This window comes from Pseudomonas sp. G7(2022) (assembly GCF_052660475.1).
In genome coordinates, this window is sequence record NZ_CP109659.1 from 1,705,955 (window position 1) to 1,732,574 (window position 26,620).

19 protein-coding genes are annotated in these 26,620 nt (G+C 61.3%); all 19 read left to right on the forward strand.

The window, feature by feature from the left end; translation table 11 throughout:
* Positions 1–6: 6 nt before the first annotated feature.
* The 19 genes from flgJ (at position 7) to pseI (ending at position 26,489) form a co-directional block, all read left to right on the forward strand.
* Entirely contained in the window at positions 7–1,299 is a 1,293-nt protein-coding gene (gene flgJ / locus NE357_RS07710) for a flagellar assembly peptidoglycan hydrolase FlgJ (RefSeq protein WP_169429378.1), read from the forward strand.
* 21 nt (positions 1,300–1,320) lie between these two features.
* Positions 1,321–3,366 (forward strand): flagellar hook-associated protein FlgK, encoded by a 2,046-nt coding sequence (flgK, locus tag NE357_RS07715; RefSeq protein ID WP_169429379.1) that lies wholly within the window; start codon positions 1,321–1,323, stop codon positions 3,364–3,366.
* 13 nt (positions 3,367–3,379) lie between these two features.
* Positions 3,380–4,951, forward strand: coding sequence for a flagellar hook-associated protein 3 (locus tag NE357_RS07720; protein WP_169429380.1), 1,572 nt, complete (start codon positions 3,380–3,382; stop codon positions 4,949–4,951).
* Between the two features lie 117 nt (positions 4,952–5,068).
* A complete protein-coding gene (locus NE357_RS07725) occupies positions 5,069–8,665 on the forward strand; it encodes a glycosyltransferase (protein ID WP_169429381.1) in 3,597 nt (1,198 codons plus the stop codon).
* 239 nt (positions 8,666–8,904) lie between these two features.
* Positions 8,905–10,908, forward strand: coding sequence for a calcium-binding protein (locus NE357_RS07730; protein WP_169429382.1), 2,004 nt, complete (start codon positions 8,905–8,907; stop codon positions 10,906–10,908).
* 247 nt (positions 10,909–11,155) lie between these two features.
* Positions 11,156–11,929 (forward strand): glucose-1-phosphate cytidylyltransferase, encoded by a 774-nt coding sequence (gene rfbF, locus NE357_RS07735; RefSeq protein ID WP_085605742.1) that lies wholly within the window; start codon positions 11,156–11,158, stop codon positions 11,927–11,929.
* Positions 11,911–12,993 carry a CDP-glucose 4,6-dehydratase gene (gene rfbG, locus NE357_RS07740; protein ID WP_169429383.1) on the forward strand — a complete coding sequence of 361 codons (1,083 nt, stop codon included), beginning with the start codon at positions 11,911–11,913 and terminating at the stop codon, positions 12,991–12,993. Before rfbF ends, rfbG begins: the two co-directional genes overlap by 19 nt.
* Entirely contained in the window at positions 12,990–13,550 is a 561-nt protein-coding gene (gene rfbC / locus NE357_RS07745; protein WP_169429384.1) for a dTDP-4-dehydrorhamnose 3,5-epimerase, read from the forward strand. Before rfbG ends, rfbC begins: the two co-directional genes overlap by 4 nt.
* On the forward strand, positions 13,547–14,773 hold the full coding sequence (locus tag NE357_RS07750; protein ID WP_169429385.1) for a class I SAM-dependent methyltransferase: 1,227 nt from the start codon (positions 13,547–13,549) through the stop codon (positions 14,771–14,773). Before rfbC ends, NE357_RS07750 begins: the two co-directional genes overlap by 4 nt.
* Positions 14,770–15,621 carry an NAD-dependent epimerase/dehydratase family protein gene (locus NE357_RS07755; protein ID WP_169429386.1) on the forward strand — a complete coding sequence of 284 codons (852 nt, stop codon included), beginning with the start codon at positions 14,770–14,772 and terminating at the stop codon, positions 15,619–15,621. Before NE357_RS07750 ends, NE357_RS07755 begins: the two co-directional genes overlap by 4 nt.
* The gene (locus tag NE357_RS07760) at positions 15,618–16,691 is read left to right on the forward strand and encodes a class I SAM-dependent methyltransferase (RefSeq protein WP_169429387.1); all 1,074 of its coding nucleotides are present in this window, start codon (positions 15,618–15,620) and stop codon (positions 16,689–16,691) included. The genes NE357_RS07755 and NE357_RS07760 overlap by 4 nt, the downstream gene beginning before the upstream one ends.
* A gap of 17 nt (positions 16,692–16,708) precedes the next feature.
* Complete coding sequence (locus tag NE357_RS07765; protein WP_007958324.1) at positions 16,709–17,446, forward strand: cephalosporin hydroxylase family protein; 738 nt, start codon at positions 16,709–16,711, stop codon at positions 17,444–17,446.
* A 54-nt stretch (positions 17,447–17,500) separates the two neighbouring features.
* Positions 17,501–20,416 carry a glycosyltransferase family 2 protein gene (locus tag NE357_RS07770; RefSeq protein ID WP_169429388.1) on the forward strand — a complete coding sequence of 972 codons (2,916 nt, stop codon included), beginning with the start codon at positions 17,501–17,503 and terminating at the stop codon, positions 20,414–20,416.
* 25 nt (positions 20,417–20,441) lie between these two features.
* Positions 20,442–21,443 (forward strand): UDP-N-acetylglucosamine 4,6-dehydratase (inverting), encoded by a 1,002-nt coding sequence (pseB, locus tag NE357_RS07775; RefSeq protein WP_169429389.1) that lies wholly within the window; start codon positions 20,442–20,444, stop codon positions 21,441–21,443.
* Complete coding sequence (gene pseC, locus NE357_RS07780) at positions 21,440–22,597, forward strand: UDP-4-amino-4,6-dideoxy-N-acetyl-beta-L-altrosamine transaminase (RefSeq protein WP_169429390.1); 1,158 nt, start codon at positions 21,440–21,442, stop codon at positions 22,595–22,597. Before pseB ends, pseC begins: the two co-directional genes overlap by 4 nt.
* A gap of 31 nt (positions 22,598–22,628) precedes the next feature.
* Positions 22,629–23,249 (forward strand): pseudaminic acid biosynthesis-associated methylase, encoded by a 621-nt coding sequence (locus NE357_RS07785; RefSeq protein ID WP_169429391.1) that lies wholly within the window; start codon positions 22,629–22,631, stop codon positions 23,247–23,249.
* Entirely contained in the window at positions 23,246–23,941 is a 696-nt protein-coding gene (gene pseF / locus NE357_RS07790) for a pseudaminic acid cytidylyltransferase (RefSeq protein ID WP_169429392.1), read from the forward strand. The genes NE357_RS07785 and pseF overlap by 4 nt, the downstream gene beginning before the upstream one ends.
* Complete coding sequence (gene pseG / locus NE357_RS07795; RefSeq protein ID WP_169429393.1) at positions 23,938–25,440, forward strand: UDP-2,4-diacetamido-2,4,6-trideoxy-beta-L-altropyranose hydrolase; 1,503 nt, start codon at positions 23,938–23,940, stop codon at positions 25,438–25,440. The genes pseF and pseG overlap by 4 nt, the downstream gene beginning before the upstream one ends.
* The gene (gene pseI / locus NE357_RS07800; protein ID WP_169429394.1) at positions 25,437–26,489 is read left to right on the forward strand and encodes a pseudaminic acid synthase; all 1,053 of its coding nucleotides are present in this window, start codon (positions 25,437–25,439) and stop codon (positions 26,487–26,489) included. The genes pseG and pseI overlap by 4 nt, the downstream gene beginning before the upstream one ends.
* The last annotated feature ends 131 nt before the right edge of the window (positions 26,490–26,620 follow it).

The following is a 26,620-nucleotide window of genomic DNA, read 5'->3' on the forward strand; positions in this document are numbered from 1 at the left end:
GCACTCATGGATATGCGCAAAAGCGGTCTGGTCAGCAGCAGCGATTCGGGTTCGTACTCCGACCTCAATCGTCTGAATCAGCTCAAGGTTGGCGACAAGAACAGCGACGGGAACATGCGCAAGGTGGCGCAGGAATTCGAATCGCTGTTTCTCGGTGAGATGCTCAAGTCGATGCGTTCGGCCACTGAAGCGCTGGGCCAGGACAATCCGCTCAACACCCCGGCAGCCAAGCAGTATCAGGAAATGTACGACCAGCAACTGGCTGTTTCCCTGTCCCGCGAGGGCGGTGGTATCGGCCTGGCCGACGTGCTGATGAAGCAGATGTCGAAGAACAAACCGATGGCGCCGGGTGAGGCCGCTGCCGCGTCCGCCGCCAAGCAGCAAGAGGCCCTTGCCAAGGCTGCTGCGGTGCCCACGCCGGTGGCCGCCGGCACCGTGGCCACCAGCGGTCCGCTGTCGCGCCTCAATGGCGAGCGTCCGTTGTGGGCTTCGCGTTCGGTGCATGCGCCGAATACCCAGCTGGCCCATCGCAACGACATGGAAATGATCAACCAGCGTCGTCTGGCCCTGCCACCGAAACTGGCTGATCGCTTGCTCGCCGGCCTGGTGCCTTCGGCCACGCCGACGGCGGCCGCTCAATTGCCGCAGCGTGCCGCGACGGCCGCTGCCACCGGTTCCGGCCCGCTGTACAACGGCGACTGGCTGGACCGTGCCGAGGCAGACAAAGCCTCTGGCGGACAGATGCAGATCTATGGTCGCGCCATGGCGCAGATTCCGCTGGCACCGGCCAAGCGCGCCTTCAGCAACGCCGACGAATTCGTCAACACCATGCTGCCGATGGCCAAGGAAGCTGCAGCGCGCATTGGCGTCGATCCGCGTTATCTGGTGGCTCAGGCTGCACTGGAAACCGGTTGGGGCAAGTCGGTCATGCGCGCTCAGGACGGCAGCAGCAGTCACAACCTGTTCGGGATCAAGGCCAGTGGCAACTGGAAGGGCGATTCGGCCCGGGCGATCACCAGCGAATTCCGCAACGGGCAGATGGTCAAGGAGACGGCCGAATTCCGTTCCTACGCCTCCTACAAGGACAGCTTCCACGATCTGGTGACTTTGCTGCAGAGCAATAATCGCTATCAAGATGTGCTGAAGTCGGCCGATAACCCAGAACAGTTTGTACGCGAATTGCAAAAGGCCGGTTACGCGACCGACCCGAACTACGCGACGAAGATTTCGCAGATTGCCAGGCAGATGACGGTCAATCAGAGCTACGCTGCGGCCGGCGTTTCAACAACGCCTTTATAAACACAAGGTAAGGTTTGAATCATGAGTTTGCTCAATATCGGGATGTCGGGGTTGGCCGCGAGTTCGTCCTCTCTGGCTGTGACAGGTAACAACATTGCCAACGTCGACACCGCCGGTTATTCACGCCAGCAAACCGTGCAGAGCACCAAGTCCTCGATCCAGAGTGGCAACGTGTTCATCGGTACGGGCACCACCCTGGCGGACGTGCGCCGGGTGTACAACTCTTACCTCGAAACTCAACTGCACACCGCCACTTCGCTCAACAGCGAAGCGGCCGCCTACGGTGCTCAAGCGACCGCGCTGGACGCCTCGCTGTCCGATACCAACACTGGCCTGACCGGTGTGCTGCAGAAATTCTTCACCTCGATGCAGGGTGTAGCGACCTCGGCGACCGACGACACTTCCCGTCAGTCGGTGCTGACCGGTGCACAGGCGCTGACCAGCCGCTTCAATGCCCTGGCCAAACAGCTGAACGATCAGAACACCACGATCAACGGCAACCTGGCGGACATGGCTGCCCAGGTGAACAAACTGGCCACCTCGATTGCCAACCTGAACCAGAAAATCGGTGAGGTCTCCACCAGCGGCGGCCAGCCGAACGACCTGCTCGACAGCCGTAACGAAGCCGTGCGCCAGCTCTCCGAGTTGACCGGTGCACAAGTCGTCGAACGCGGCACCAGCTTCGACGTCTACGTCGGCAGCGGTCAGCCGCTGGTCGTCGGCAACACCACCAACACCCTGAGCACCGTGCCGAGCAAGGATGACCCGTCGCGCATGGCCATTCAGATGGATCGTGGCTCGAGCACCATCGACATCACTTCGGTGATGAATGGCGGTGAAATCGGCGGTCTGCTGACCTATCGCAATGAAGTGCTCAACCCTTCGCTCAACGAACTGGGTCGTGTCGCGCTGGTCATTGCCGACCAGATGAACCGCCAGCAAGCCCAGGGCATCGACAAGAACGGTGACTTCGGCGCGCCGATCTTCAACGACATCAACAGTGCCGCGCTGATCAGCCAGCGCAGCATTGCCTCGGCAGGCAACAGCGCGGGTTCGGGCAACCTGAACGTCACCATCAAGGACACCGGCAAGCTGACCACCAGCGATTACCAGGTCACCTTCACCAGCGCCACCGACTATTCGGTCAAGCGCTCCGATGGCACCGACATGGGTTCGTTCAGCACCACCACCACGCCACCGCCAGTGATCGACGGTTTCACCCTGGCCCTCAATGGCGGTGCGCTGAGCGCCGGTGACACCTTCAAGGTGACGCCGACCCGCAACGCAGGATCCACGATTCAGACCGTGCTCACCGATCCGAAGAAAATCGCGGCGGCAGCACCGTTGACTGGCGTGGCCAGTGCCAACAATTCCGGCACCTACACTCAGCCGACGCTGGTCGACACTCTCGACATCACCAACCCGGCCTCCCAGGCCGAGTTGCAGAATGCGCTCAAGTATTCGACGCCGGTCAAACTGGTCATGGGTGCGGTCACCAGCGGCAGCCAGTCGTACAACATGGTCGATGCCAAGGGTTTCACCATCGGTACCGGCACCATCGTGCCGGGGCAGGCCAACACCCTGAACCTGAAAATCGGCATGGTCGACTCCACCGGGGCTCCGGTGATGGATACCTCGGTCACGCCGAACGTGCAGAAAACCTTCACCGTTCAGACCACCGTGGGCGCGACACCGAAACCAGGCGAAACCTTCACGATCAACCTAACCGGCGCCGCTTCTTCGGACAACCGCAACGCGCAGGCGCTGGTCGGCCTGCAGACCAAACAGACCGTGGATACCGGCACGGCAAGCAAGGGCATCAGCCTGACCGACGCCTACAACAAACTGGTGACCAACGTTGGTACCAAGGCCGCTCAGAGCAAATCCGACAGTGCAGCCACCACAGTAATTCTGGATCAGGCACAAGGCGCGCGCGATTCGCTGTCCCAGGTCAACCTGGACGAAGAAACCGGCAACCTGGTCAAGTATCAGCAGTACTACACCGCCTCTTCGCAAATCATCAAGGCTGCGCAGGAAACCTTCGCAACGCTGATCAACAGTCTTTAAGGAGCCGTAATTCATGCGCATTTCCACCGCCCAGTATTACGCGACACAAGCTGCCCAATATCAGCGTAACTACAGCAAGACTGTCGCTACCGCCAACGAGGCGAGCAGCCTGCAGCGCATCAACACCGCCGCCGACGATCCGATCGGCGCCGGGCGCCTGCTCAAGCTGGGGCAGCAGGCCTCGATGCTGGAGCAGTATCAGGGCAACATCGATACCACCAAGAACTCGCTGACCGTGCAGGAGTCGACGCTGAACTCCATCACCACCGCTTTGCAGCGCGCGAAGGAGATCGGTCTGGCGGCCAACAACGGCATCGCCACCGACGATAACCGCAAGGCTTATGCGGCAGAGCTGAGCCAGATCCAGCAACAAGTGCTGGGCCTGATGAACTCCAAGGATGCCAACGGCAACTACATGTTCTCCGGTTCCAAGACCGACACGGCGCCGTACTCGCAAAACGTCGATGGCACCTACACCTACAACGGCGACCAGACCCAGATCAACCTGGGCATTGGCGACGGCATGTCGGTGACCACCAACACTACCGGTTGGGACGCGTTCCAGCAGACCATCAATACTGCCCGCACCCAGACCAGCATGACCGCTCCGTTGGTCGACGATGGTCGCGTGGTACTGACCAACGGTATCGTTGGCACCGCTGCGACGTACAACGCCAAGTTCGCGGCCGGCCAACCGTACACCGTGGACTTTCTCAGCAGCACTCAGCTGAAGATCACCGATGCCCTGGGCAACGACGTGACGTCCGAGGCTAGCCAGAACGGGCTGATCAGCAACAGCAACGGCACGAACCAGACGGTCAGCTTCCGTGGCGTCGACCTGAAGTTGAACATCAACCTCAAGCCTGGTGACACCAACCCGGACGCGGTCATCGCCGGTCACAGCTTTCAGCTGTCCGTCACTCCGGACTCGTTCACCACGGCGCGCAGCCCCGGCAACCCGTCCACCGCGGTCATCACCGGCTCCAGCGTGACCAACCAGGGCGCCTACGACGCCACGTTCCCGTCGGGCGGCGGTGCGATCCTGAAGTTCACCAGCGCCACTGACTTCGATCTGTACGCGGCGCCGGTCACCGCTGACAGCAAGCCGATTTCGTCGGGCACCATGGTTGGTGCAAACGCCACGGCGGCGGGCGTGACCTTCGCCATCGGCGGTACGCCGGGCGCGGGCGATCAGTTCTCGATCCAGTCCAACAACCACCAGACCCAGAACGTGCTCGACACCCTGGGCCAGATGGTCGCGGCGCTGAACCTGCCGGTCGATGCCGACCCGGTCACCAAGCAGAAATTCCAGGGTGCCATGGAATCGGCCCTGGGTAACCTCGACAGCGCCTCCACGCAGATCGGCGCGGCCGTCACTTCGATCGGTGCTCGCGGTCAGTCGCTGGATGATCAGGACACCACCAACCAGAGTCTGATCCAGGCGAACACCACGACCCAGGGTTCGATCCGTGATTCGGATCCGGCCGAGGTGATGACCCGCCTGACCTTGCAGCAGACCATGCTGCAGGCCTCGCAACTGGCATTCAGCAAAATCAGCCAGTTGGGCCTGTTCAACAAGATCTGATGCTAACCGGGCGCGCGAGCGCCCGGTTGCTCTGACTGCTCTGTACTTATTGTTCTTCTTTTGCGGCTTCAAAGGGCTCGCTGTTCCGGGCGGGTTCCCGCCGCTTGCGAGTCCGCCGTGAATTCACTCCCCCTTGTCAGTCTTGTTATCCCTGCCTTCAATCCACGTTTTTTCGAACGGGCCTTGAACAGTGCCGTGAGTCAGACTTACGGCAATCTTGAGATCATTGTCTGTGACGACAGTCGTGGCGACGAGATCGAGCAAACTGTTGCGTCGATCATCGAGCGTACCGGGGTTGCGGTGCGCTACGTGCGCAATGTCCAAACGCTGGGGATGGTCGGCAACTTCCATGCGTGCCTGGAACAGGCGCAGGGTGAATTCATCAAGTTCCTGTGCGACGACGATCAGTTGTTTATCACCTGCATCGAAAGTCAGGCACAAACGCTCATCGATCAGACAGATGTCAATCTGGTATTGGCTCAGCGCCTGTTTTGGGACGCTGACGACCTGCCGCTGCCGTCGCGACTGGAAAATACTCCGCTGTCTCCGGTGTCCGGTCTGTTCAAGGGCGAAGACCTGCTGGCCATTTTCGAAAACTTCCCGGTCAATATTCTTGGCGGCTTCAGTAATGCCCTGTTCCGCCGGGCCGATGTGCTGGAACTGCTTCCGGCCCTGACACAACCGGGCCATTGTTTTGTCGCTTCCCTGGATTTTGCGTTGTATGTGTGCCTGCTGCGCCGCGCAAACCTTGTGGTGTCCAATCACATTCTGAGTGTCGAGCGCCTGTACCCCGAGCGTTTGAGCGCTCAGCAAGCGATGCGCGATGCGACCATGGTCGAGCGGCAATGGTTGACGCAGATGCTCAAGGCTCGCAGTGGCGAGTCGGCGCCTGCGCCGGGTTGGGTGCGCTATCTGCCGGTCACCAAGGCGGGTGAATCGCCTCGGGTCTGGGAAGAGTTGCCGCTGAGCCGGACGCTGGGCACCAAGCAGACCACTCAGGATTGGCATGTCGGTATTGCCAGCGTCAGCTTTGCCCAGCTGTACGCGCAATGGCTGGCGTGCCGCAGCCTGACCGAAGGTCAGCGTGAATTGCTCCCGGAGACCATGGCCAACTGGCCGCGCATTCCGAAGATCGTGCCGGTCATCATCGACGAACAGGGCAGCGTTTCCGCCCTGGAACTGACCCTGCAATCGCTCGCCGCCCAAGAGTACGTGCCTGAGCTGACACTCGTATTGTCGGCATCCTGCACCGAAGCGCAGTTGGATGAGCGGGTCGTGCGCATGCCGCTGCAGGATGACTGGCGCCAGCAGCTCAATGAACTGCTGCCGCAACTGGACGGCGCTGACTGGTTCTATCTGCTGCGTGCCGGTGATCGACTGGTCGTGCCGGCGTTGTTGGTGATGGCTGAGCGCATTGCGCTTTCGCGCACGCTGATGTGTCTGTACAGCGATGAAGGCGGGTTGAGCGAGGGTGAATCCACAGAGCCCGTGTTCAAGCCGGATTTCAACCTGGACCTGATGCGCAGCTATCCGTACGTGGGCAGGGCGCTGGCATTCGAGCGTGAACGCTTCCTGGCACTGGGTGGTTTTGACTCCGTGTTCGGCGAGTTGGCCCCGCACGACGTCTTGCTGCGTATGGTCGAGAACGACGGCTTGCAGGCAGTCGGTCACATCTCCGAGATTCTGCTGGAGTCGGCATTCGATCTGGCCAAGTGGTTGTCGGAGCCGCAACTGGCAGACAACAACGCGCAATTGCTTGAGGCGCATCTGCACCGTCTGGGCATCTCGCATGACATTCGCCGGGGCAGTTCGGCGTTGCTCAACCGTGTGGACTATCGCCACGCGAGCCAGCCACTGGTGTCGATCGTCATCGTCAGCAAGGATCAGACGGCCGCCGTACAGCGTTGCGTCGAGAGCCTGCTGGAGAAAACCGCCTACGGCGAATATGAGTTGTTGCTGGTCGACAATGGCAGCGAGACCGCCGAGGCGAAAGCCTGGTTTGACGGCATGTCGCAATTGGGCAGCGAGCGGATTCGCGTGCTCGACTGCCCGCTGCAGGACAATGTGGCGGCAGTGCGCAATGTCACGGTCAGCCAGGCTCGCGGCGAGTATGTACTGCTGCTCAACCCGTACAGTGTGATCACCCACGGTGACTGGCTGACGGAAATGCTCAATCATGCACAACGCCCGGAAGTTGGCGTGGTGGGCGCCAAGATCTTCAACCCGGATGGTCGGGTATTGCATGCCGGTCTGATTCTCGGCCTGCAGGGACCAGCGGGCGTACCGTTCTACGGCGAGTCGATGCATGCGACGGGTTACATGTACCGGCTGCTGGTCACACAGGATCTGAGCGCTGTCGGCAGCGATTGCCTGATGGTGCGCAAGTCGGTTTTCGAAGCGGTCGGCGGGCTGGATGAGGAGCATCTGGCGCAATCGCTGCACGAGGTCGACCTGTGCTTGCGCGTTGGTCAGGAAGGCTATCTGGTGGTCTGGACGCCATTTGCCCAACTGGCGCTCGGCGCACAGCCGGTCGTAGCGGCGAACGACGCTGAAGTGGCGTTGCACGCCCAGGAGCAGGAAGTCTTCTACAAGCGCTGGCTGCCGATTGTGGCGCGCGATCCGGCGTATAACGCCAACCTGTCGTTGAACGGGATTGTCGGGTCGAGCTTTCGTCTCGATCCGGGACTGCGTACTGGCTGGAGTCCGTTTTCGCAGCCGCAATTGCCGAAAATTCTCGCGCTGCCAGTCAACGCATCGGCCATCGGTCACTACCGCGTGACGCAACCGCTGATCGAGCTGGAAGCGGCGGGGCGGGCGCTGGGGCGCATTCATTACAACCTGCCGAGCATCATCGAGGTCGAGCGTCAGTCGCCGGACGTGATCATTTTGCAGGGACGATATTCCGAAGGCCCGATCAACGAGATTCCGAGCCTGCAAAAGTATTCCAACGCCCGCAGGATCTACGAACTCGACGACTACGTGATCCATGTTCCTCATCGCAATGCCCACATTCGCAACATGCCGGGCAAGGACGAAATGGAGGCGCTGGTGCGTCGTGCGATCGGCATGTGCGACCGGGTCGTGGTGTCCACGGCGCCGCTGGGTAATGCGCTGTCGAGCATGCACAACGATATTCGCGTTGTTCCGAACATGTTGGCCAAACACCTGTGGTCAGACCTGCGCAGCCAGCGCCGCACGTCGAAAAAACCGCGGGTCGGCTGGGGTGGCGGCACCAGTCACCACGGTGACCTTGCTGTCATCGCCGACGTGGTTCGCGAATTGGCGAATGAGGTCGACTGGGTGTTCTTCGGCATGTGCCCGGACGATTTGCGTCCGTACATGCATGAGTTCCATGGTGTGATCGGCCTGGACGTGTACCCGGCGAAACTGGCCAGCCTCAACCTCGACCTGGCCCTGGCACCGCTGGAGTTCCACATCTTCAACGACTGCAAGAGCAACCTGCGTCTGTTGGAATATGGCGCCTGCGGCTACCCGGTGATCTGCACCGACACCGAGGCCTATCGCGGCTACCTGCCTTGCACGCGGATCAAGACCAACACCACGGATGAGTGGTTGCAAGCGATCCGCATGCACCTGGCCGACCCGGACGCCAGCTATCGCATGGGTGATGAGTTGCGTGAAGTCGTACTGCGCGACTACGTGCTGCGTGGTGACAACCTGCGGTACTGGGAAGCGGGCTGGCTGGCGGACTGACCGGTTCGCGCGGGCCCCTCTGGAAAACAGGCGACTTTCGAGTCGCCTGTTTTTTTTTGCGCCGCAAAAATCGTATTTGTATCAATCGCGATACTTTTTTTGCTCGACGGCCTCAAGCATCGGGATTTTTCTGTCGATATCTCTCTATTCGCTCATTCGGGATGGCTGCCGCAGGCAGGGTCGGCGTGTGCCCGGGATGGCAGGTTCGCGGATTCAACAACCACGCAAGGAAGAAGCAAATGGCAGTAGTGAATGGAACGAGTGATGCGGATGTCCTGTTGGGCACCGACGGTGATGACCAACTCTATGGACTGGAGTCGGATGATGTGTTGCTGGCAAGCGCCGGCAATGATCTGCTGGATGGCGGGGAAGGGTTTGATACGGTGAATTATTACGCCTTGTCCTCGGGCGTGAACGTCGAGTTCAGCAGTGCTTCGGCGACTGTCACTGCCGCTGACGGCAAGGTCGATACGCTGGTCGGCGTGGAGAAGGTCTTCGGCACTTTTCAAAATGACACCTTCACCAGCAATGTGGCCGGCGTGACGCTGGAAGGCAGTGTCGGTGACGATGTGTATATCGTCGGCAGCGAGGGTGTGACGATCATCGAGGAAAACTATCTCGGCTACGACGAGCTGCGCACCAGTCTCAACACCATCAAGATGGACCCGTTCATCGAGAAGCTGACCTTTACCGGCACGGGCGACTTCAAGGGTTACGGCAATGCCAGCGACAACGAGATCATCGGTGGCGCCGGCAACGACTGGCTGTGGGGCGGCGCCGGCGCTGATCACTTCGTGGGTGGCGAAGGCTTCGATACCGTCAGCTATTCCGACAGCCTCGAAGGTGTGAGAGTCCTGGACTTCGAGAACTTCGACGCATTGACCATCGCCTATGGCGACTCCTTCACCGGCATCGAGGCGATTCAGGGATCGAATTTCGATGACGTGGTGTATCTGCTCGATAACGCCATGATCGTGGATGGCGCCGATGGCTACGACACCGTGAGCTACCGTCACTCCTGGGATGGCGTCAATATCGGCATCGGTCAGCAGGCAGGTCCGGATGTCACGTTGCTGAACGTGGAGAAAGTCATCGGTACGCCGTTCGCTGACCACTTCACCGCCAACGTCGGCGGCCTGACCCTGGAGGGCGGTGCGGGTGATGATGTGTACACGATCAACAGCGAGGGTGTGACCATCATCGAGCAGAATTTCCGCGGTGGCATCGATCAGCTGAACACCAGCCTGTCGTCGATGCACATGGCTGCGTTCATCGAGAACATGACCTACACCGGCACGGCGGACTTCACCGGATACGGTAACGACGAAGACAACAGAATCATCTCCGGTGCCGGCAATGACGTCCTGTCGGGTGGCGCGGGCGGTGATCGCTTTGAGGGCGGGGCCGGTATCGACATCGTCAGCTACGACGACAGCAACGAAGGGTTGAGTGCCTCGCTGGGCTGGGGGCCGCAAAGCGGTATCGCGCTCTACGATACCTACGTCGATATTGAAGGGCTGCGCGGTAGCCGGTTCGATGACTTCCTGCGAGGCGACTCGGGTGACAACGTCCTCGAAGGCGGGTCTGGTAGTGATCAGATTGTGGGTGGCGATGGCAATGACTATCTCTATGGCGGACTGAAATCCGGTCTCGACACAAATGTCGCGCAGGCCGACTTGCTGTCTGGCGGTTCGGGCGATGACGTCATCGTCAGTGCCGTGAATGACCTGGGTACATTGGCCCATGGAGACGAGGGCGATGACACCGTCACGGTCAACCGCGGCAGTGCCTACGGTGATGAAGGCAATGACGTGCTGACCGGGACCGGCAGCAACTACATGCTGTTCGGTGACAGCGGTCATGACGTGCTGGTTCTCAACCTGGCGGGCCAGTCCGGCACTGGCGGCTTCGCGTTCGGCGGTACGGGTGATGACACCTATTTCGTGAACACCACCGGGCTGGTAACGATTCAGGACGAAGGCTGGGACCTCAATGACACGCTGATCCTGAATACTGTCGCCAATCTCAGCCAGCTGAACGTCACTCGCATCGGTGATGACGCCTATCTGCATGGCGCCAACGACGGCAGCGTCGGGATTCCCGACAGCGGCGTGAAGCTGCAGGGCTGGTACGCCGAGTCTGCCGTGTATGCCGGGTACAACAAAATCGAGCATCTGCAGACCGCTGACGGCCAGATCTACGACCTGCCGGCCACGATCGATGGATTCGCGATGTTTGGCTGATCCGTCCGATTGATTGAAACAGCTTGATGAAAGGGATGAGTCCGGCCACGGATTCATCCCTTTTTTCATGCCTGCATTTCCTCGCCGACGCAGGGCTGGCGGAGCTGGCGCGTTTCCTGCAAGTCCCCTTCAAATCGCCATAAAACGAGCGCTCGCGGTCATTCACCTGCGCCCGGACTGGCAAAGGTTCAGCCGCAAAGGCCTGCAACAGCGAGGCCGAGCCCTGTGACGTAGAAGAGGGGAGACGATGAAGGCAGTTATTTTGGCGGGTGGCCTCGGCACGCGCATCAGTGAAGAGTCGCACCTCAAGCCCAAGCCGATGATCGAGATCGGCGGCAAGCCAATTCTCTGGCACATCATGAAGCAGTATTCCGCCCACGGAATTCACGACTTCGTGATCTGCCTCGGCTACAAGGGCTACGCGATCAAGGATTTCTTCGCCAACTACTTCCTGCACACTTCCGACGTCACGTTCGACATGCGCAACAACCGCATGGACGTTCACCAGAACTACAGCGAGCCGTGGAGCGTCACCCTGATCGACACTGGCGAGGAAACCATGACCGGTGGCCGTCTGCTGCGTGCCGGCCGTTACCTCAAGGATGAAGAGGCGTTCTGCTTCACCTACGGCGACGGCGTCTCCGACATCAACATTGCGCAACTGGTCGACTACCACAAAGGTCACGGCCGTCTGGCGACCGTCACCGCCGTGCAGCCACCGGGCCGTTACGGCGCCCTTGAGCGGCATGGCGATCAGGTGCTCGGCTTCACCGAAAAACCTCGCGGCGACGGCGGCTGGATCAATGGCGGTTTCTTCGTGTTGTCGCCGAAAGTGCTGTCCTACATTGCTGGCGACGAAACCACCTGGGAAGCGGAGCCTTTGGCTCAACTGGCTCAGGACGAACAACTGAAAGCCTTCGAGCACGAAGGTTTCTGGCATCCGATGGACACCCTGCGCGACAAAAACCATCTCGAAGCACTGTGGCAGAGCGGGGAGGCCCCATGGAAGCAATGGGCCTGAGTCCGGAATTCTGGCGCGGCAAGCGGGTTCTGGTCACCGGGCACACCGGTTTCAAGGGCAGCTGGCTGACTCTGTGGCTGCAAAGCCTCGGTGCGCAAGTCAGCGGTTTTTCCCTCGACCCGTCGACCGAGCCGAGCCTGTTCGAACTGGCACGCGTCAGCGAAGGCATCAATGACCAGCGCGGCGACCTGCGTGACCTCGGCGCCTTGCTGGAAATCATCGCCGACAACGAGCCGGAAATCGTCCTGCACCTGGCGGCCCAGCCGCTGGTGCGTGAAGGCTATCGCGATCCGCTGGGGACTTATTCCAGCAATGTCATGGGCACCCTCAACCTGCTCGAAGCGATTCGTCAGGTCGGTTGCGTGCGCGCCTGTGTGCTGGTGACCACCGACAAGGTCTACGCCAACAAGGAATGGCTGTGGCCGTACCGCGAGGACGAAGCCCTCGGTGGCCACGACCCTTACAGCAGCAGCAAGGCGTGCTGCGAGTTGCTGGCGCAGTCTTACGCAGCCTCGTTCTTCCCGGTCGACAAGTACGCCGAGCACGGTCTGGCCCTGGCCACCGCGCGCGCCGGCAACGTCTTGGGTGGCGGTGATTTCGCCCCTGAGCGCCTGATTCCCGACGTACTGAAAGCTTGGTCGGCCGACGAGCCGGTGACCTTGCGTTACCCGCAAGCCGTGCGCCCGTGGCAGCATGCGCTGGAGCCGTTGGCCGGCTACCTGCAACTGGCCGCCGGGCTCTACGAACAAGGCCCGGAGTACGCCGGGGCGTGGAACTTCGGCCCGGGTGAGGCGGACATGTGCAGCGTCGGCGAGGTGGTCGAACTGCTCTCCAATCGCTGGCCTCAGGCCCGTGGCCTGCGCCTCGAAAAGAGTGACCTGCACGAAGCCGGCCTGCTGCGTCTGGACAGCAGTCGCGCCCGTCAGGTGCTGGGCTGGCAACCGCGCTGGTCGTTGCAGCAGTGTCTGACCCAGACCCTCGACTGGCATCTGGCCTGGCAGAACGGCGACGACATGCGCACCGTGACCCTCGGCCAACTGAACCTGTACCGGGGCGCGCTGTGAGCGAATTCTCCTTGAAACAGTTGCCGCTGGCCGGGCTGTTCAGCGTCCAGCACAAACGCTTCGAAGATCAGCGCGGGCATTTCGCCCGACTGTTCTGCGAAGGCAGCCTGAAGGCGTTTGGCGCCGAATTCCACATCCGCCAGATCAACCACTCCTGCACTCGCCAGAAGGGCAGCGTGCGCGGTCTGCATTACCAGAACGCCAACGCGCCGGAAGCCAAATTGATCACCTGCCTGCGCGGTGAAGTGTGGGACGTGGCGGTGGACCTGCGCCCGGATTCCGAGACCTTCCTGCACTGGCACGCCGAGCACCTGAAGGCCGGCGACGGTCGCAGCCTGTTGATCCCGGCCGGCTTCGCCCACGGTTTCCAGACCCTCACCGAGGATGCCGAACTGCTTTACCTGCACAGCGCCGACTACGCGCCGGAGCACGAGGGCGGTCTGTCGGTGAACGATCCACGGCTGGCGATTGCCTGGCCGTTGCCTGTCAATAATTTGTCAGCGCGGGATTCCAGCCATCCCGCGCTCGATCAACACTTTGCTGGAGTGCGTCTATGAACTGCCGTGGGTGCGCCGCACCGCTGAGCCTGCCGCTGATTGACCTCGGCACCTCGCCACCGTCCAACGCCTACGTGCACGCTGATCGGCTGGAACAGGCCGAACAATGGGTGCCGCTGAAGGTCGCCGTGTGTCAGCAATGCTGGCTGGTGCAGACCGAGGATTACACCTCAGCCGACAGCCTGTTCGACGCCGAGTACGCCTATTTCAGTTCGTTCTCCAGCACCTGGCTGGCCCATGCCGAGCGCTATGTGGCCGAGATGGTCGAGCGCTTCGGTCTGACCGCTGACAGTCGGGTGGTGGAAGTCGCCGCCAACGACGGTTACCTGCTGCAATACGTGGCCGGTCGCGGCATCCCGTGCCTGGGCGTCGAGCCGACCCGCAGCACCGCGCAGGCGGCACGGGAAAAAGGCCTGGAGATCCGTGAGCTGTTCTTCGGCCGCGATACCGCCGCACAGCTGAAAAGCGAAGGCTGGGCCGCCGACCTGATGGCCGCCAACAACGTGCTGGCTCATGTGCCGGACATCAACGATTTCCTCGGTGGATTCGCCACGCTGCTCAAACCGACCGGCGTGGCTACGTTCGAATTCCCGCAACTGCTGACGCTGATGGCGGGCGCGCAGTTCGACACGCTGTATCACGAACACTATTCCTACCTGTCCCTGACCGCCGTGCAGACCCTGTGCGAGCGCAACGGTCTGGAAGTGTTCGACGTCAGCCAGCTGACCACCCATGGCGGCTCGCTGCGGGTCTTCGTGCAGCGCAAGGACGGCGAACGCCGCGCCGTGCAGTCTGCGGTACAACAGCAGTTGCAGGCCGAGCTCGACGCGGGTGTCAAAACCTCCGAGTACTACGCGACACTGGCGCCGGCCGCCGAACGCATCAAGCACGACCTGCTGCGTTTCCTGTTGCAGGCCAAGGCCGATGGCAAGCGTGTGGTCGGTTATGGCGCTGCGGCCAAGGGCAACACCTTGCTCAACTACGCCGGGGTCAAGCCTGATCTGCTGGCCTGGGTCGCCGATGCCAACCCGCACAAGCAAGGCAAGTTCTTGCCGGGCAGCCGTATTCCGATTGTCGCGCCGGCACGGATCGACATCGAGAAGCCGGATTACGTACTGGTGCTGCCATGGAACCTGTTGCACGAAGTCAGTCAGCAACTGGCCCAGGTGCGTCAGTGGGACGGTCGCTTCGTGATCGCCGTGCCTGAGTTGAGCGTGCTGTGAAGGTTCTGGTCACCGGAGCCACCGGCTTCGTCGGTCGCCATCTGGTTGCGGCGTTGCTGGCCCGTGGCTGCACGGTGCGAGCGGTCGCGCGTAATGTGCAAACCGCCGCGAGCATGCCGTGGATCAATGACGTCGAGTTTGTGAGCGCGGATATTCACGCGGCGGATCTGGATGTCGGTGCGTTGACCGAGGGCGTCGATGCACTCGCGCACCTGGCCTGGCCGGGGTTGCCGAACTATCGGGCGCTGTTCCATTTCGAGCACAACCTGATGGCCGACTACCGCTTCATCAAAGGCGCGGTGGAGGCGGGCGTGAAGCAGGTCCTGGTCACTGGCACCTGCTTCGAGTACGGCATGCAGAGCGGCCCGCTGAGTGAGCAGAATGAAGCGCAACCGGCCAATCCCTACGGACTGGCCAAGCACACCCTGCACCTGTTTTTGCAAAACCTGCAGCAGGAGCATCCGTTCACTCTGCAATGGGCGCGGCTGTTCTATCTGCACGGCACCGGGCAAAACCCCAACAGTCTGTTGGCGGCACTGGACCGGGCAATCGATGCGGGCGAGACGACGTTCAACATGTCGGCCGGCGAACAGCTGCGGGACTTCCTGGCGATTGAAACAGCCACCGGTTACCTCGCGGCGATCCTGCATAAGCGCGATTTCGACGGCACGATCAATTGCGCCAGCGGCCAGCCGGTTTCGGTGCGTGCGCTGGTCGAACAGCGCGTGCGCGTGCGTGGCGCAACCATCGGCCTGAACCTCGGCCACTACCCGTATCCGACCCACGAACCGCTGGCGTTCTGGGCAGTGACCGAGCGCTTGCAACAGTTATTGGGAGAGTCGCAATGAGGCACGAGTTGTATCGGGTCACCGACCTGCCGGTGCTGCAGAACCGCACTTTTGCCGATCCTGAATCGGCGAAAGCGTCGGCCAGCGCCGACCTGTTGCTGGTGCAGGATGAACGCAGCGGTCTGATCTTCAACGCGGCGTTCGACGCCGACAAGCTCAGCTACGACGCCGACTACCAAAACGAGCAGGCGCACTCCGGCCAGTTCCAGAAGCACTTGAGCGATGTCGAAGGCATCATTGCCCGGCACTTCAAGGGTCAGGAGCTGATCGAAGTCGGCTGCGGCAAAGGCTATTTCCTGGAGCTGCTCAAAGGCTTTGGCTATCGCATCACCGGCATCGACCCGGCCTACGAAGGCGAGAACGCCGACGTGATCAAGGCCCCGTTCACCCGTGGTCTGGGGCTGGAAGCGGACGCCATCGTGCTGCGCCATGTGCTGGAGCACATTCAGGATCCGGTGAGTTTTCTGGCGGTAATCGCCGAAGCCAATCAGGGTGGCGGGCAGATCTACATCGAAGTGCCGTGCTTCGACTGGATTCTCGAACACCGCGCCTGGTTCGACCTGTTCTACGAGCATGTCAATTACTTCCGCCTCGATGACCTGCGCCGGATGTTCGGCACGGTGCATGAGGCCGGCCATCTGTTCGGTGGCCAATACCTGTACATCGTCGCTGACCTTGCCACGTTGCGTCTTACCCCGGAACAGCCGGTACCACGCCTGGCATTGCCTGACGATTTCACCGCCAGCCTCGAGCGCGCGGTGCAGATCATTCAGGACGCACCCGAGCAGGGGTCGGCGATCTGGGGCGCCTCGTCCAAAGGCGTGATCTATTCGCTGTTCTTGCAACGCGCCGGTGTGGCGGTGGATCGGGTGGTGGATATCAACCCGGCCAAACAGGGGCGTTACCTGCCCCTGAGCGGCGCGCGGGTGTCCTCGCCGCAAGAGGCGATGGATGCGTTGCGCGAAGGCGCCAACCTGTTTGTGATGAACTCCAATTACCTCGAAGAAATCAAGCGGATGACCGGTGGACGCTACGTCTATCACGCCGTCGACAGCGCTTCGTTCCAGTGACCATTGAGAATTTTCAAATGACCGACAACAGCATCAATAAAGCCTTTGAAGCCGAGTGCCGCGAGCAGATCGCCCAGCAGGGTGACGACCAGAAACTTACCGGTCTGGCCCGTGATTTCTTCAACGAATCGGCCAAACACAAATACAGCTACCACTTCTCGTGGATGGGTCGTCCGATCATCCAGCTGCCGCAAGACATGATGGCCATGCAGGAAATCATCTGGCAGGTGAAACCGGACCTGGTCATCGAGTGCGGCATCGCCCACGGCGGTTCGATCATCTACTACGCCTCCTTGCTGGAGCTGCAAGGTCACGGCGAAGTGCTGGGCATCGATCTGGATATTCGTCCGCACAACCGCGAAGCCATCGAAAGCCACCCGATGAGCAAGCGCATCAAAATGATCGAAGGTTCGAGCATCGACCCGGCCATCGCCGCTCAGGTTCGCGCTGCTGCCGAAGGCAAGAAAGTCATTCTGGTACTCGACTCCAACCACACCCACGACCACGTGCTCGAAGAGCTGCGCCTCTACGCACCACTGGTTTCGGTCGACAGCTACTGCGTGGTGATGGACACCGTGGTTGAAGACATGCCGGCCGACTTCTTCCCGGATCGTCCATGGGGCCCGGGCGACAACCCGAAGACCGCCGTGTGGAAATACCTGGAAGAGAACAAGGATTTCGAAATCGACGTTCAGCTGCAGAACAAGCTGCTGATCACCGTGGCGCCGGACGGTTACCTGCGTCGCGTTCGTTAATTCGCAAATCAACAAAGCGTCATTTTGGCAAATTGCCGGTTGTGGGGAGAGGTTATGCAAGGCAAGTACAGTTCTGAACAAGCGCTGCCGCTCAATGAGCTGTTGACCGTGGTGTTGATTACTCACAATCGTCCGGCGTTTCTGCGCCGGGCGGTGAAGTATTACAGCAGCTTGCCCTGCAAGATCATGGTGCTGGACTCCACGGCCGAGCGGCCTGAAGGCGATTTTTCTGCGGTCGATTATCACCACGTGCCGCAGTTCGCCTACTGGGGCATGCAGGCCAAGCTGGCTTACGGCGTCGAGCAACTGACCACGCCGTACATGGTGCTGGCGGCCGACGACGACTTCATCCTGCATGACTCGCTGGCCGAGTCGGTGAGCTTCCTGCAAGCGAACCAGGATTACGGCATGTGCCACGGCTATTGCCTGATGTACCTGTCGCTGGCCGGTGACGTGAGCTACTACCGCCGCGACAAGAAAGTCATGGAAGATTATTCGTCCGAGAAAGCCCAGGATCGAGTGATTGACTACATGAGTCAGTACATCCCGCCGTTCTACGCGGTGACCCGTACCGACCTGATGAAGACCTGGCATTCGGCATTGCCGCCAGGCACCAGTTTCCAATGGCAGGAAATCGGCCATGTGTATTTCTTGCTGGCCAGCGCCAAGGCGCGGATCCTGCCGATTCCTTACGTGGTACGCGAGATCAACTACGGCAACTCCGAGCACAGCACCGAGGTGTACCACTCGCTGACGTACGCCGACGCCAAATCCGTGGCCGAGCGTGAAGCCTTTGCCGAGTTCCTCGCCGGGTTGCCTACTGCGATCCAGGGCCTGGATGCAGAACAGAGCAAAGCGTTTGTCCTGCAAAGTTTCGAGGCCATGGTCGACAGCCTGCAAAGCGGCCGGGCGCTGACGGCGGAACTGATTGTCCAGTCCACCTGGAACCAGGTGCTCAAGGTGCCGGACCGTCGATTCGGGCCGTTGCAGTACGTCGAAATGCCGTTCTACAACCAGGCATTCTTCGATCGTCTGGCGCAATTCGAATTCATGCTGCACGCGATGCCCGCCGGCCGCGTTCAATTGCAGGGGCTCGAAGGGGTGTGGACGCGTCAGGCGCATCTGCTCCAGGCACGCAACAACGACACGCAGGACAGCGTGCTTGAGCGTCTGTGGCAGGCCCACGACCTCAATGCCTTCAACCGTACCGTGAACAAGCGTCTGGTGGCGCAACTGGAACTGGCGGGCGAAGACGAAGAAGCGCAAAAAATGCGTGACTGGATTGCACGCCTCGATGCGCTGACGGTGGAAGATCACCATCGCACGTTCGACGCCATGCAGTCCGGCCGGCTGCTCAAGTGGCTGGATTCGCGTCAACCGCAAGCCGGGCAGGTCGAGGCGATTGCCGAGCATCTGGCCGTCAACGGTGGCGGTCAGCAGTTCGGCATTTTCCTGCTGGATATGGACAACGATATCGACAAGCTGCAAGTCAGCCTCGACAGCTTGCTTGAAGGACAGTGCAAGGCGTTCAGGATCGTCGTGTTCACCACCGGTGAAGCCCCGGCGGCCACCACCGCACAGAACACCCTGCATTTTGTCCGCGTGACGCCGGGCAACCTGATCGACAAACTCAACCAGAGTGCCCGTCAGTCACCATCCGACTGGGTGCTTCTGGCGCAAGCCGGGGATGAATTCACCGCCAGCGGCCTGTTGCGCGCCAGCCTGGAACTGATGAACGCCGGCGATTGCCGTGCCGTCTCCACCGACGAAATCCAGCGCGCGGAAAACGGTGCGCTGGTGGGCGTGTTCCGTCCGGGTTTCAACCTGGACCTGCTGCTGAGCCTGCCGACCATGATGGCGCGTCACTGGTTGATTCGTCGCGATGCGCTGGTGGAGGCCGGTGGTTATTCGGCTGACTTCAGCAAGGCGCTGGAGTTCGACCTGCTGCTGCGCATCATCGAGCAGGATGGCCTCAACAGTCTGGCCCACCTTGATGAGCCGCTGCTGATCACCGAGGCGCCAGTGCTGGAGGAGAACGCTCACGAGCGTCTGGCCCTGCTGCGTCACCTGGGCAACCGTGGCTACAAGGCCAAGGTCACGTCGTCCGTGCCGGGCATTTACCAGATCGACTACCACCACAGCGATCGTCCTCTGGTGTCGATCATTGTGCCGGCCGGCGACGATCTGCCAGCCCTGCAGCGCTGCCTGGAAGGGGTGCAGCAACGCACGCGCTATCAGAAGTACGAAATTCTGGTCGCCATCAACGCCGGGCAGTCGGCTGAGGTCAATGACTGGCTTGGCACGTATCAGCATCCGAAAGTCCGGGTACTGCGTGCCGATCAATCGCTGAGTGCACCGGCGTTGTACAACGCCGCCAGCCAGCAGGCGCAGGGCGAGTATCTGGTATTGCTCGCGGCTGACGCAGAGGTAGTCAACCCGAACTGGCTCGACTCGTTGCTCAACCATGCCCTGCGTCCGGAAGTCGGCGTGGTGGGCCCGAAACTGGTCGACCGTGACGGAAAAATCAGCCAGGCCGGTTTGATTCTCGGCATGAACGGCGGGGTTGGCTCGGCATTCGTCGGCGAAAAACACGATGCCCAGGGTTACCTGTACCGGTTGTCCGTGGATCAGAACTACTCGGCGGTTTCGAATGTGTGCCTGATGGTGCGCAAAGAGCTGTTCGTTGCGCTGGACGGTCTGGACGACGTCACATTCTCTGACGGTTTCAGCGATGTCGATCTGTGCCTGAAAGCCGCTCAGGCAGGCTTCCTCACGGTCTGGACGCCTTCGGTGCAAGTCATTCACCAGGCCGAAATTGCCCCGGCAACCCGGGCACTGGCTGCCCTGCAGGAAAAATGGGCCGCGGCTTTCGCCCAGGATCAGGCTTACAACGCGAACCTGAGCCTGAGTGGCAAAGGCTTTGTTCTGAATGACAGCGCTTCGCTGAACTGGGCGCAGTTGATCGGCTAGGTCGACAGGGAACAGGACTCAAGACATGTTCAACGGTAAATCGATTTTCATCTCCGGCGGCACCGGCTCGTTCGGGCGCAAGTTCATTGCGCGCCTGCTCGAGCAATACCAGCCCAAGCGCGTGGTGGTGTTCTCCCGGGATGAGCTCAAGCAATACGAAATGCAGCAGACGTTCAACGCGCCGTGCATGCGTTACTTCCTCGGTGACGTGCGCGACGCCGATCGTCTGCGCCAGGCCATGCGCGGCATCGACTACGTGGTGCATGCCGCGGCGTTGAAGCAGGTGCCGGCGGCGGAATACAACCCGACCGAATGCATCCGCACCAACGTCAACGGCGCGGAGAACATCATCGCCGCCGCCATCGACAACGGCGTGAAGAAAGTCGTCGCGCTGTCCACCGACAAGGCGGCGAGCCCGATCAACCTGTACGGCGCCACCAAGTTGCTGTCGGACAAATTGTTCGTCGCCGCGAACAACATCGCCGGTGAACAACAGACGCGTTTTGCCGTGGTGCGCTACGGCAACGTGGCGGGTTCGCGCGGGTCAGTGGTGCCGTTTTTCAGCAAACTGATTGCCGAGGGTGCAACCGAACTGCCGATCACCGACGAGCGCATGACCCGGTTCTGGATCACTCTCGATCACGGCGTGCAATTCGTCCTCGACAGCTTTGCGCGGATGCACGGCGGTGAAGTGTTCGTGCCGAAGATCCCGTCGATCCGTGTGGTCGATCTGGCTCGCGGCATGGCCGAGCATCTGCCGCACAAGAATGTCGGCATCCGTCCGGGCGAGAAACTGCACGAACTGATGGTGCCGCTGGACGATGCGCGGATGACCCTGGAGTTCGAGGATCACTACACGATCCAGCCTTCGATCCGCTTCACCAGCGTCGATGTCGATTTTGCCGTCGATAAACTTGGCGAGCACGGGCGGCCGGTGGGCGAGGACTTTGAGTACCGCTCCGACACCAACCCGCACTTCCTCTCGGTGGGGCAGATCGCCGACCTGCACGCGAAGCTATCGGTATGATTCCCTACGGTCGGCAAAGCCTCGACCAGACGGACATCGACGCGGTCGTCGAGGTGTTGCAGTCCGACTGGTTGACCCAGGGACCGACCATCGAGCGTTTCGAACAGGCGATGGCCGAGCGTTGCCAGGCTGATTTCGCCGTCGCGGTGTGCAACGCCACGGCGGCGCTGCACATTGCCTGTCTGGCGGCGGGGCTGGGAGCGGGCGACCGCTTGTGGACCACGCCGAACACCTTTCTTGCGTCGGCCAACTGCGGTCGCTACTGCGGCGCCGACGTTGATTTTGTGGACATCGATCCGCTGACCTGGAACCTCGATGCCGAGGTGCTGGCCAGCAAACTCGACGCGGCCGAGCGCGACGGCACCTTGCCCAAAGTGCTGGTGGCGGTGGCGTTTTCCGGGCAGAGCTGCGACATGCGGCGCATTGCCGAACTGGCCGAACGCTACAACTTCACCGTGATCGAAGACGCTTCCCACGCGGTCGGCGCGAGCTACGCCGGGCGCCCGGTGGGTTGCGGTGAGTTCGCGGCGATGACCGTGTTCAGTTTCCATCCGGTGAAGATCATCACCAGTGGCGAAGGCGGCATGGTGCTGACCAATCGCCCGGAGCTGGCCGAGCGTCTGCAACGCCTGCGCAGCCACGGCATGACCCGCGATCCGCAGCAGATGACCGAGCCCAGTCACGGCCCGTGGTACTACCAACAGGTCGAGCTGGGTTTCAATTATCGAATCACCGATCTGCAAGCGGCACTGGGCCTGTCACAGCTGAGCAAACTGGACGACTTCATCGCCCGTCGCCGGGCGCTCGCCGCACGTTACGATCGTTTGCTGGCGTATTTGCCGGTCACCGTGCCGAGCGCCCAGCCGGAGGCCGAATCGGCCTGGCACCTGTACGTGGTGCGCTTGCAGACCGATCGCCTCAACCTCAGCCACCGTCAGGTGTTCGAAGGCTTGCGTGCCGCCGGTATCGGCGTGAACCTGCACTACATTCCGGTGCATTTGCAGCCGTACTATCGTGAACTGGGTTTTGCCGAGGGTGACTTCCCCGAGGCCGAACGTTATTACGCCGAAGCGATCAGCCTGCCGCTGTTTCCGTTGTTGAGCGATCAACAACAGGATTACGTGGTCGAGCAATTGCGTCGGTTGACTGAATGAGTGCCGTTGCGGCGGTGGATGGAAAACGGCAATGCGTGATCTGAGCGAACAGGAACAATTCTGGCAGGGCGAATTCGGTAACCAGTACGTCGACCGCAACGTCGGGCAACCGCTGGTGGCCGCCAATCTGGCGTTGTTCGCCAAAGCACTGACCCGGGCCGGACGGGTCGACAGCCTGCTGGAACTGGGCACCAACGCCGGCAACAACCTGCAGGCGCTGCGTCAGTTGCTGCCGCGTTGCGAGCTGTTCGGGGTCGAAATCAATGCCAGTGCCTGCGCCCAGGCGCGTGCGCTGGAGATTGCGAACATCTGGCACGGTTCGCTGTTCGACTTTCCCCGTGAGCGCCAATACGACCTGACCCTGAGCAAAGGCGTGCTGATCCATCTGGCCCCGGAGCTGTTGCCGACGGCCTATGCGCAGTTGTACGAGCTGAGCCAGCGCTACATCCTGATTGCCGAATACTACAATCCGTCGCCGATGGAAGTGTCCTATCGTGGCAACAGCGGCAAACTGTTCAAGCGTGATTTCGCCGGGGAAATGCTCGATCGCTATCCTGATCTGCAACTGCTGGATTACGGATTCGGTTATCGCCGCGATCCGCAATTTCCGGTGGACGACATCACTTGGTTTCTGCTGGAAAAACGTCCTTGAACAACGTCGCAATCATCCCGGCCCGCGGGGGCAGCAAACGCATCCCGCGCAAGAATCTCAAGCCGTTCGACGGCGTGCCGATGATTGTCCGTTCGATTCGCACGGCGCTGGATTCAGGGTTGTTCGAGCAGGTCGTGGTCAGTACAGACGACGCAGAGATCGCAGACGTGGCGCGGGCCAACGGTGCTCATGTGCCGTTCATGCGTCCGGTGGAGCTGGCCGATGACTTCACCGGCACTGCGGCGGTGATCGCGCATGCCTTGCAGCAGCTGCCGGCCTTCGAATACGCCTGCTGTGTGTACGCCACGGCGCCGCTGTTGCAGGCGCGGTTTCTGCGTCAGGGCCTGGAGTTGCTGGCGCAGCATCCGGACAAGTCCTTTGCTTTTTCAGTCACTGATTTCGGCTTTCCGGTGCAGCGCGCCCTGACCCTGGACGGGCAGGGCGCGCTGACGGCGTTGTACCCCGAGTTTCGCAATACCCGTTCGCAGGATCTGCCGGCTGCCTTTCAGGATGCCGGCCAGTTCTATTGGGGCCGTAGTGAGGCCTGGCTGAGTGGCGAGGTGCTGTATTCGCCGGCCAGTCTGCCGGTGATCCTGCCCCGGTATCTGGTGCAGGACATCGATACCGTCGAAGACTGGAAACGCGCCGAATACCTTTACGCCGCCCTCAAGGCTGGTGGAGAGCTGCAATGAGAGTGCTGATCCGCGCCGACGCCTCGCCGACCATCGGCAGTGGCCACATCGCCCGGTGCCTGACGCTGGCGCGGGTGTTGCGCGCTCAGGGCAGTCATGTGGCGTTTGCCTGTCGGCGATTGCCGGGCAATCGGCTCGATGCGCTGCAGGGCGAAGGTTTTGAGACGTTCGCGTTGCCGGATCGTTATGCCGGTGAAGACCCGGAGCAGGCCATCGAATCGATGCTGCCGTGGCAGGCGGATATCGATGCACTGGCGAAGCAGCTGGACGGTCAGGCCGGATTCGACTGGGTCATCGCCGACCACTACGGCCTCGATCATCACTGGCAGACCGCGGCCCGTCGTTTCGCGCCACGAATCGCCGCCGTCGACGATCTGGCGACCCGTCGGTACAGCGTGGACTTGCTGCTCAATCAGAACCTCTCCGGTCTCAGCGAAAACTATCAGCCGTTGCTGCCGGCCGGTTGCCGAACGCTGCTCGGTCCACGCTTCGCCATGCTGCGCGAGGAGTTCAACGGCCCGGCTATCGACATCAAACCGGTGGCGCATCGGGTACTGGTGAATTTCGGCGGCTTCGATGCGGCGCGCCAGACCCATCACGCGATGCAGGCGCTGGCGGATTTTTCCGGGCTTGAAGTGGATTTCGTCGCCGGTGCCGATAACCCGGCATGGGCAGAGATGCAGGCACTCGCCGAGACACGGCCGAACTGGCGCCTGCACAGTTTCGTCAGCGATTTTCATCGACGCATGACTGAAGCCGACCTGTTCATCGGCGCCGGCGGTGGTACCAGTTGGGAGCGCGCAGCCATGGGCCTGCCGACGATCTGCATTGCGGTGTCGAACAACCAGCAGGCCAACGGCGAGGTGATGGCGGCGGCCGGCGCGCATGTGTTCATGGGCGCGCGGGAGCAGGTCAGCGTCGAGCAACTGCGCGATGCCATCGGCTTTGTCGTGGGCAACGTTTATCTGCGCCAGAGCCTGGCCGAGCGTTCGCGGCAACTGGTGGACGGGCGCGGTGCGCTGCGGGTTGCGGCGGCACTGGCCGGCGCGGTGCTCAAGTTGCGCGCAGTGACGTTGGACGATGCGCAGGTGTTGTTCGACGGGCGCAATGCCGAGGTGGTGCGTCGCTGGTCGCTGGACAGCGCTGCGATTGACTGGACGCAACATGTGAACTGGCTGGGCGCGAGTCTGCGCAATCCTCAGCGGTTGCTGCTGGTGGCCGAGGCGGATGATGGCCCGGTCGGCGTCCTGCGCTACGATTTGCGTGGCTTCGAGGCAGAAGTTTCGCTGTATATGTTCGAAGGGCGTTTCGGCCTTGGTTGGGGCAGGGCGCTGCTGGCGCAGGGTGAAGCTTTCGTGGCTGCGCACTGGCCGCAAATGACCGCCATCACTGCCCGGGTCTTGCCGGCCAATCGGCCCTCGATGAATGTTTTCCGTGACGCCGGGTACACACAAAGTGCCTGCGCGTTCACCAAGGTTTTGAAGGAATCCCGTCCATGAGCAGTTTCAAGATCGGCAATCGCCTGATCGGTGCCGACGCACCGCCGTTCATCATTGCCGAAATGAGCGGCAACCATAATCAGTCGTTGGACGTCGCTTTGCAGATTGTCGAGGCGGCGGCCGAGGCAGGTGCTCACGCCTTGAAGCTGCAAACCTACACCGCCGACACCATGACTCTGGATCTGGCTGAAGGCGAGTTCTTCATCAAGGACCCGAACAGCCTGTGGGCCGGCACTTCGTTGTACGACCTGTACGAGAAGGCTCACACCCCCTGGGAATGGCACGCGCCGATCTTCGCCCGGGCAAAAGCGCTGGGCATGCTCGCGTTTTCGACACCGTTCGATGACAGCGCCGTGGACTTCCTTGAAAGCCTCGAGGTGCCGGCCTACAAGATCGCCAGTTTTGAAAACACCGATCTGCCGCTGATCCGGCGTGTTGCGGCGACCGGCAAGCCGCTGATCATTTCCACCGGCATGGCCAGCATCGCCGAGCTCGACGAAACCGTACGCGCCGCCCGCGAGGCCGGGTGCAAGGATCTGGTGCTGCTCAAGTGCACCAGCACCTACCCGGCGACGCCGCTCAACAGCAATGTGCGTACCATCCCGCATCTGCGAGAGCTGTTCGGTTGTCAGGTGGGGCTGTCCGATCATTCGATGGGCGTCGGCGTTTCGGTGGCGGCTGTGGCGCTCGGAGCTACAGTGGTTGAAAAGCACTTCACCCTCGACCGCGCGGCGGGCGGGGTGGACGCCAGTTTCTCGCTGGAGCCAGCGGAAATGGCCAGCCTGGTGGTCGAGACCGAGCGCGCCTGGCAGGCCATGGGCCAGGTGCATTACGGCGTGACCGAGGCTGAGAAAAAGTCCCTGGTTTACCGCCGGTCGCTGTACGTCACGGCCGACATGGCGGCCGGTGAACCGTTCACGGCGGCCAATCTGCGCGCCATTCGTCCCGGTCTCGGTCTGCCGCCCAAGCACGCCGATGCCGTCCTGGGCCGCCGCGCGCGGGCGCCGATCAAGCGCGGTACGCCGCTGGAATGGTCATTGGTCGAATAACCCGATCTGCACCGATTCGGCAAAATAGCGTGACCTGCGAGTCATAACGCGCATCTTCACTGTATTGTATTGACCGGGGAGATGGCGCCTGGCCCGTTATCGGTTGCAGTGATAGCCCTTTGCGCTCCCCG

Coding starts and splice junctions, on each gene's coding strand:
- flgJ (WP_169429378.1), top strand. CDS start 7: ATGGATATGCGCAAAAGCGGTCTGGTCAGCAGCAGCGATTCGGGTTCG.
- flgK (WP_169429379.1), top strand. CDS start 1,321: ATGAGTTTGCTCAATATCGGGATGTCGGGGTTGGCCGCGAGTTCGTCC.
- NE357_RS07720 (WP_169429380.1), top strand. CDS start 3,380: ATGCGCATTTCCACCGCCCAGTATTACGCGACACAAGCTGCCCAATAT.
- NE357_RS07730 (WP_169429382.1), top strand. CDS start 8,905: ATGGCAGTAGTGAATGGAACGAGTGATGCGGATGTCCTGTTGGGCACC.
- rfbF (WP_085605742.1), top strand. CDS start 11,156: ATGAAGGCAGTTATTTTGGCGGGTGGCCTCGGCACGCGCATCAGTGAA.
- rfbG (WP_169429383.1), top strand. CDS start 11,911: ATGGAAGCAATGGGCCTGAGTCCGGAATTCTGGCGCGGCAAGCGGGTT.
- NE357_RS07750 (WP_169429385.1), top strand. CDS start 13,547: ATGAACTGCCGTGGGTGCGCCGCACCGCTGAGCCTGCCGCTGATTGAC.
- NE357_RS07760 (WP_169429387.1), top strand. CDS start 15,618: ATGAGGCACGAGTTGTATCGGGTCACCGACCTGCCGGTGCTGCAGAAC.
- NE357_RS07765 (WP_007958324.1), top strand. CDS start 16,709: ATGACCGACAACAGCATCAATAAAGCCTTTGAAGCCGAGTGCCGCGAG.
- NE357_RS07770 (WP_169429388.1), top strand. CDS start 17,501: ATGCAAGGCAAGTACAGTTCTGAACAAGCGCTGCCGCTCAATGAGCTG.
- pseB (WP_169429389.1), top strand. CDS start 20,442: ATGTTCAACGGTAAATCGATTTTCATCTCCGGCGGCACCGGCTCGTTC.
- pseC (WP_169429390.1), top strand. CDS start 21,440: ATGATTCCCTACGGTCGGCAAAGCCTCGACCAGACGGACATCGACGCG.
- NE357_RS07785 (WP_169429391.1), top strand. CDS start 22,629: ATGCGTGATCTGAGCGAACAGGAACAATTCTGGCAGGGCGAATTCGGT.
- pseG (WP_169429393.1), top strand. CDS start 23,938: ATGAGAGTGCTGATCCGCGCCGACGCCTCGCCGACCATCGGCAGTGGC.
- pseI (WP_169429394.1), top strand. CDS start 25,437: ATGAGCAGTTTCAAGATCGGCAATCGCCTGATCGGTGCCGACGCACCG.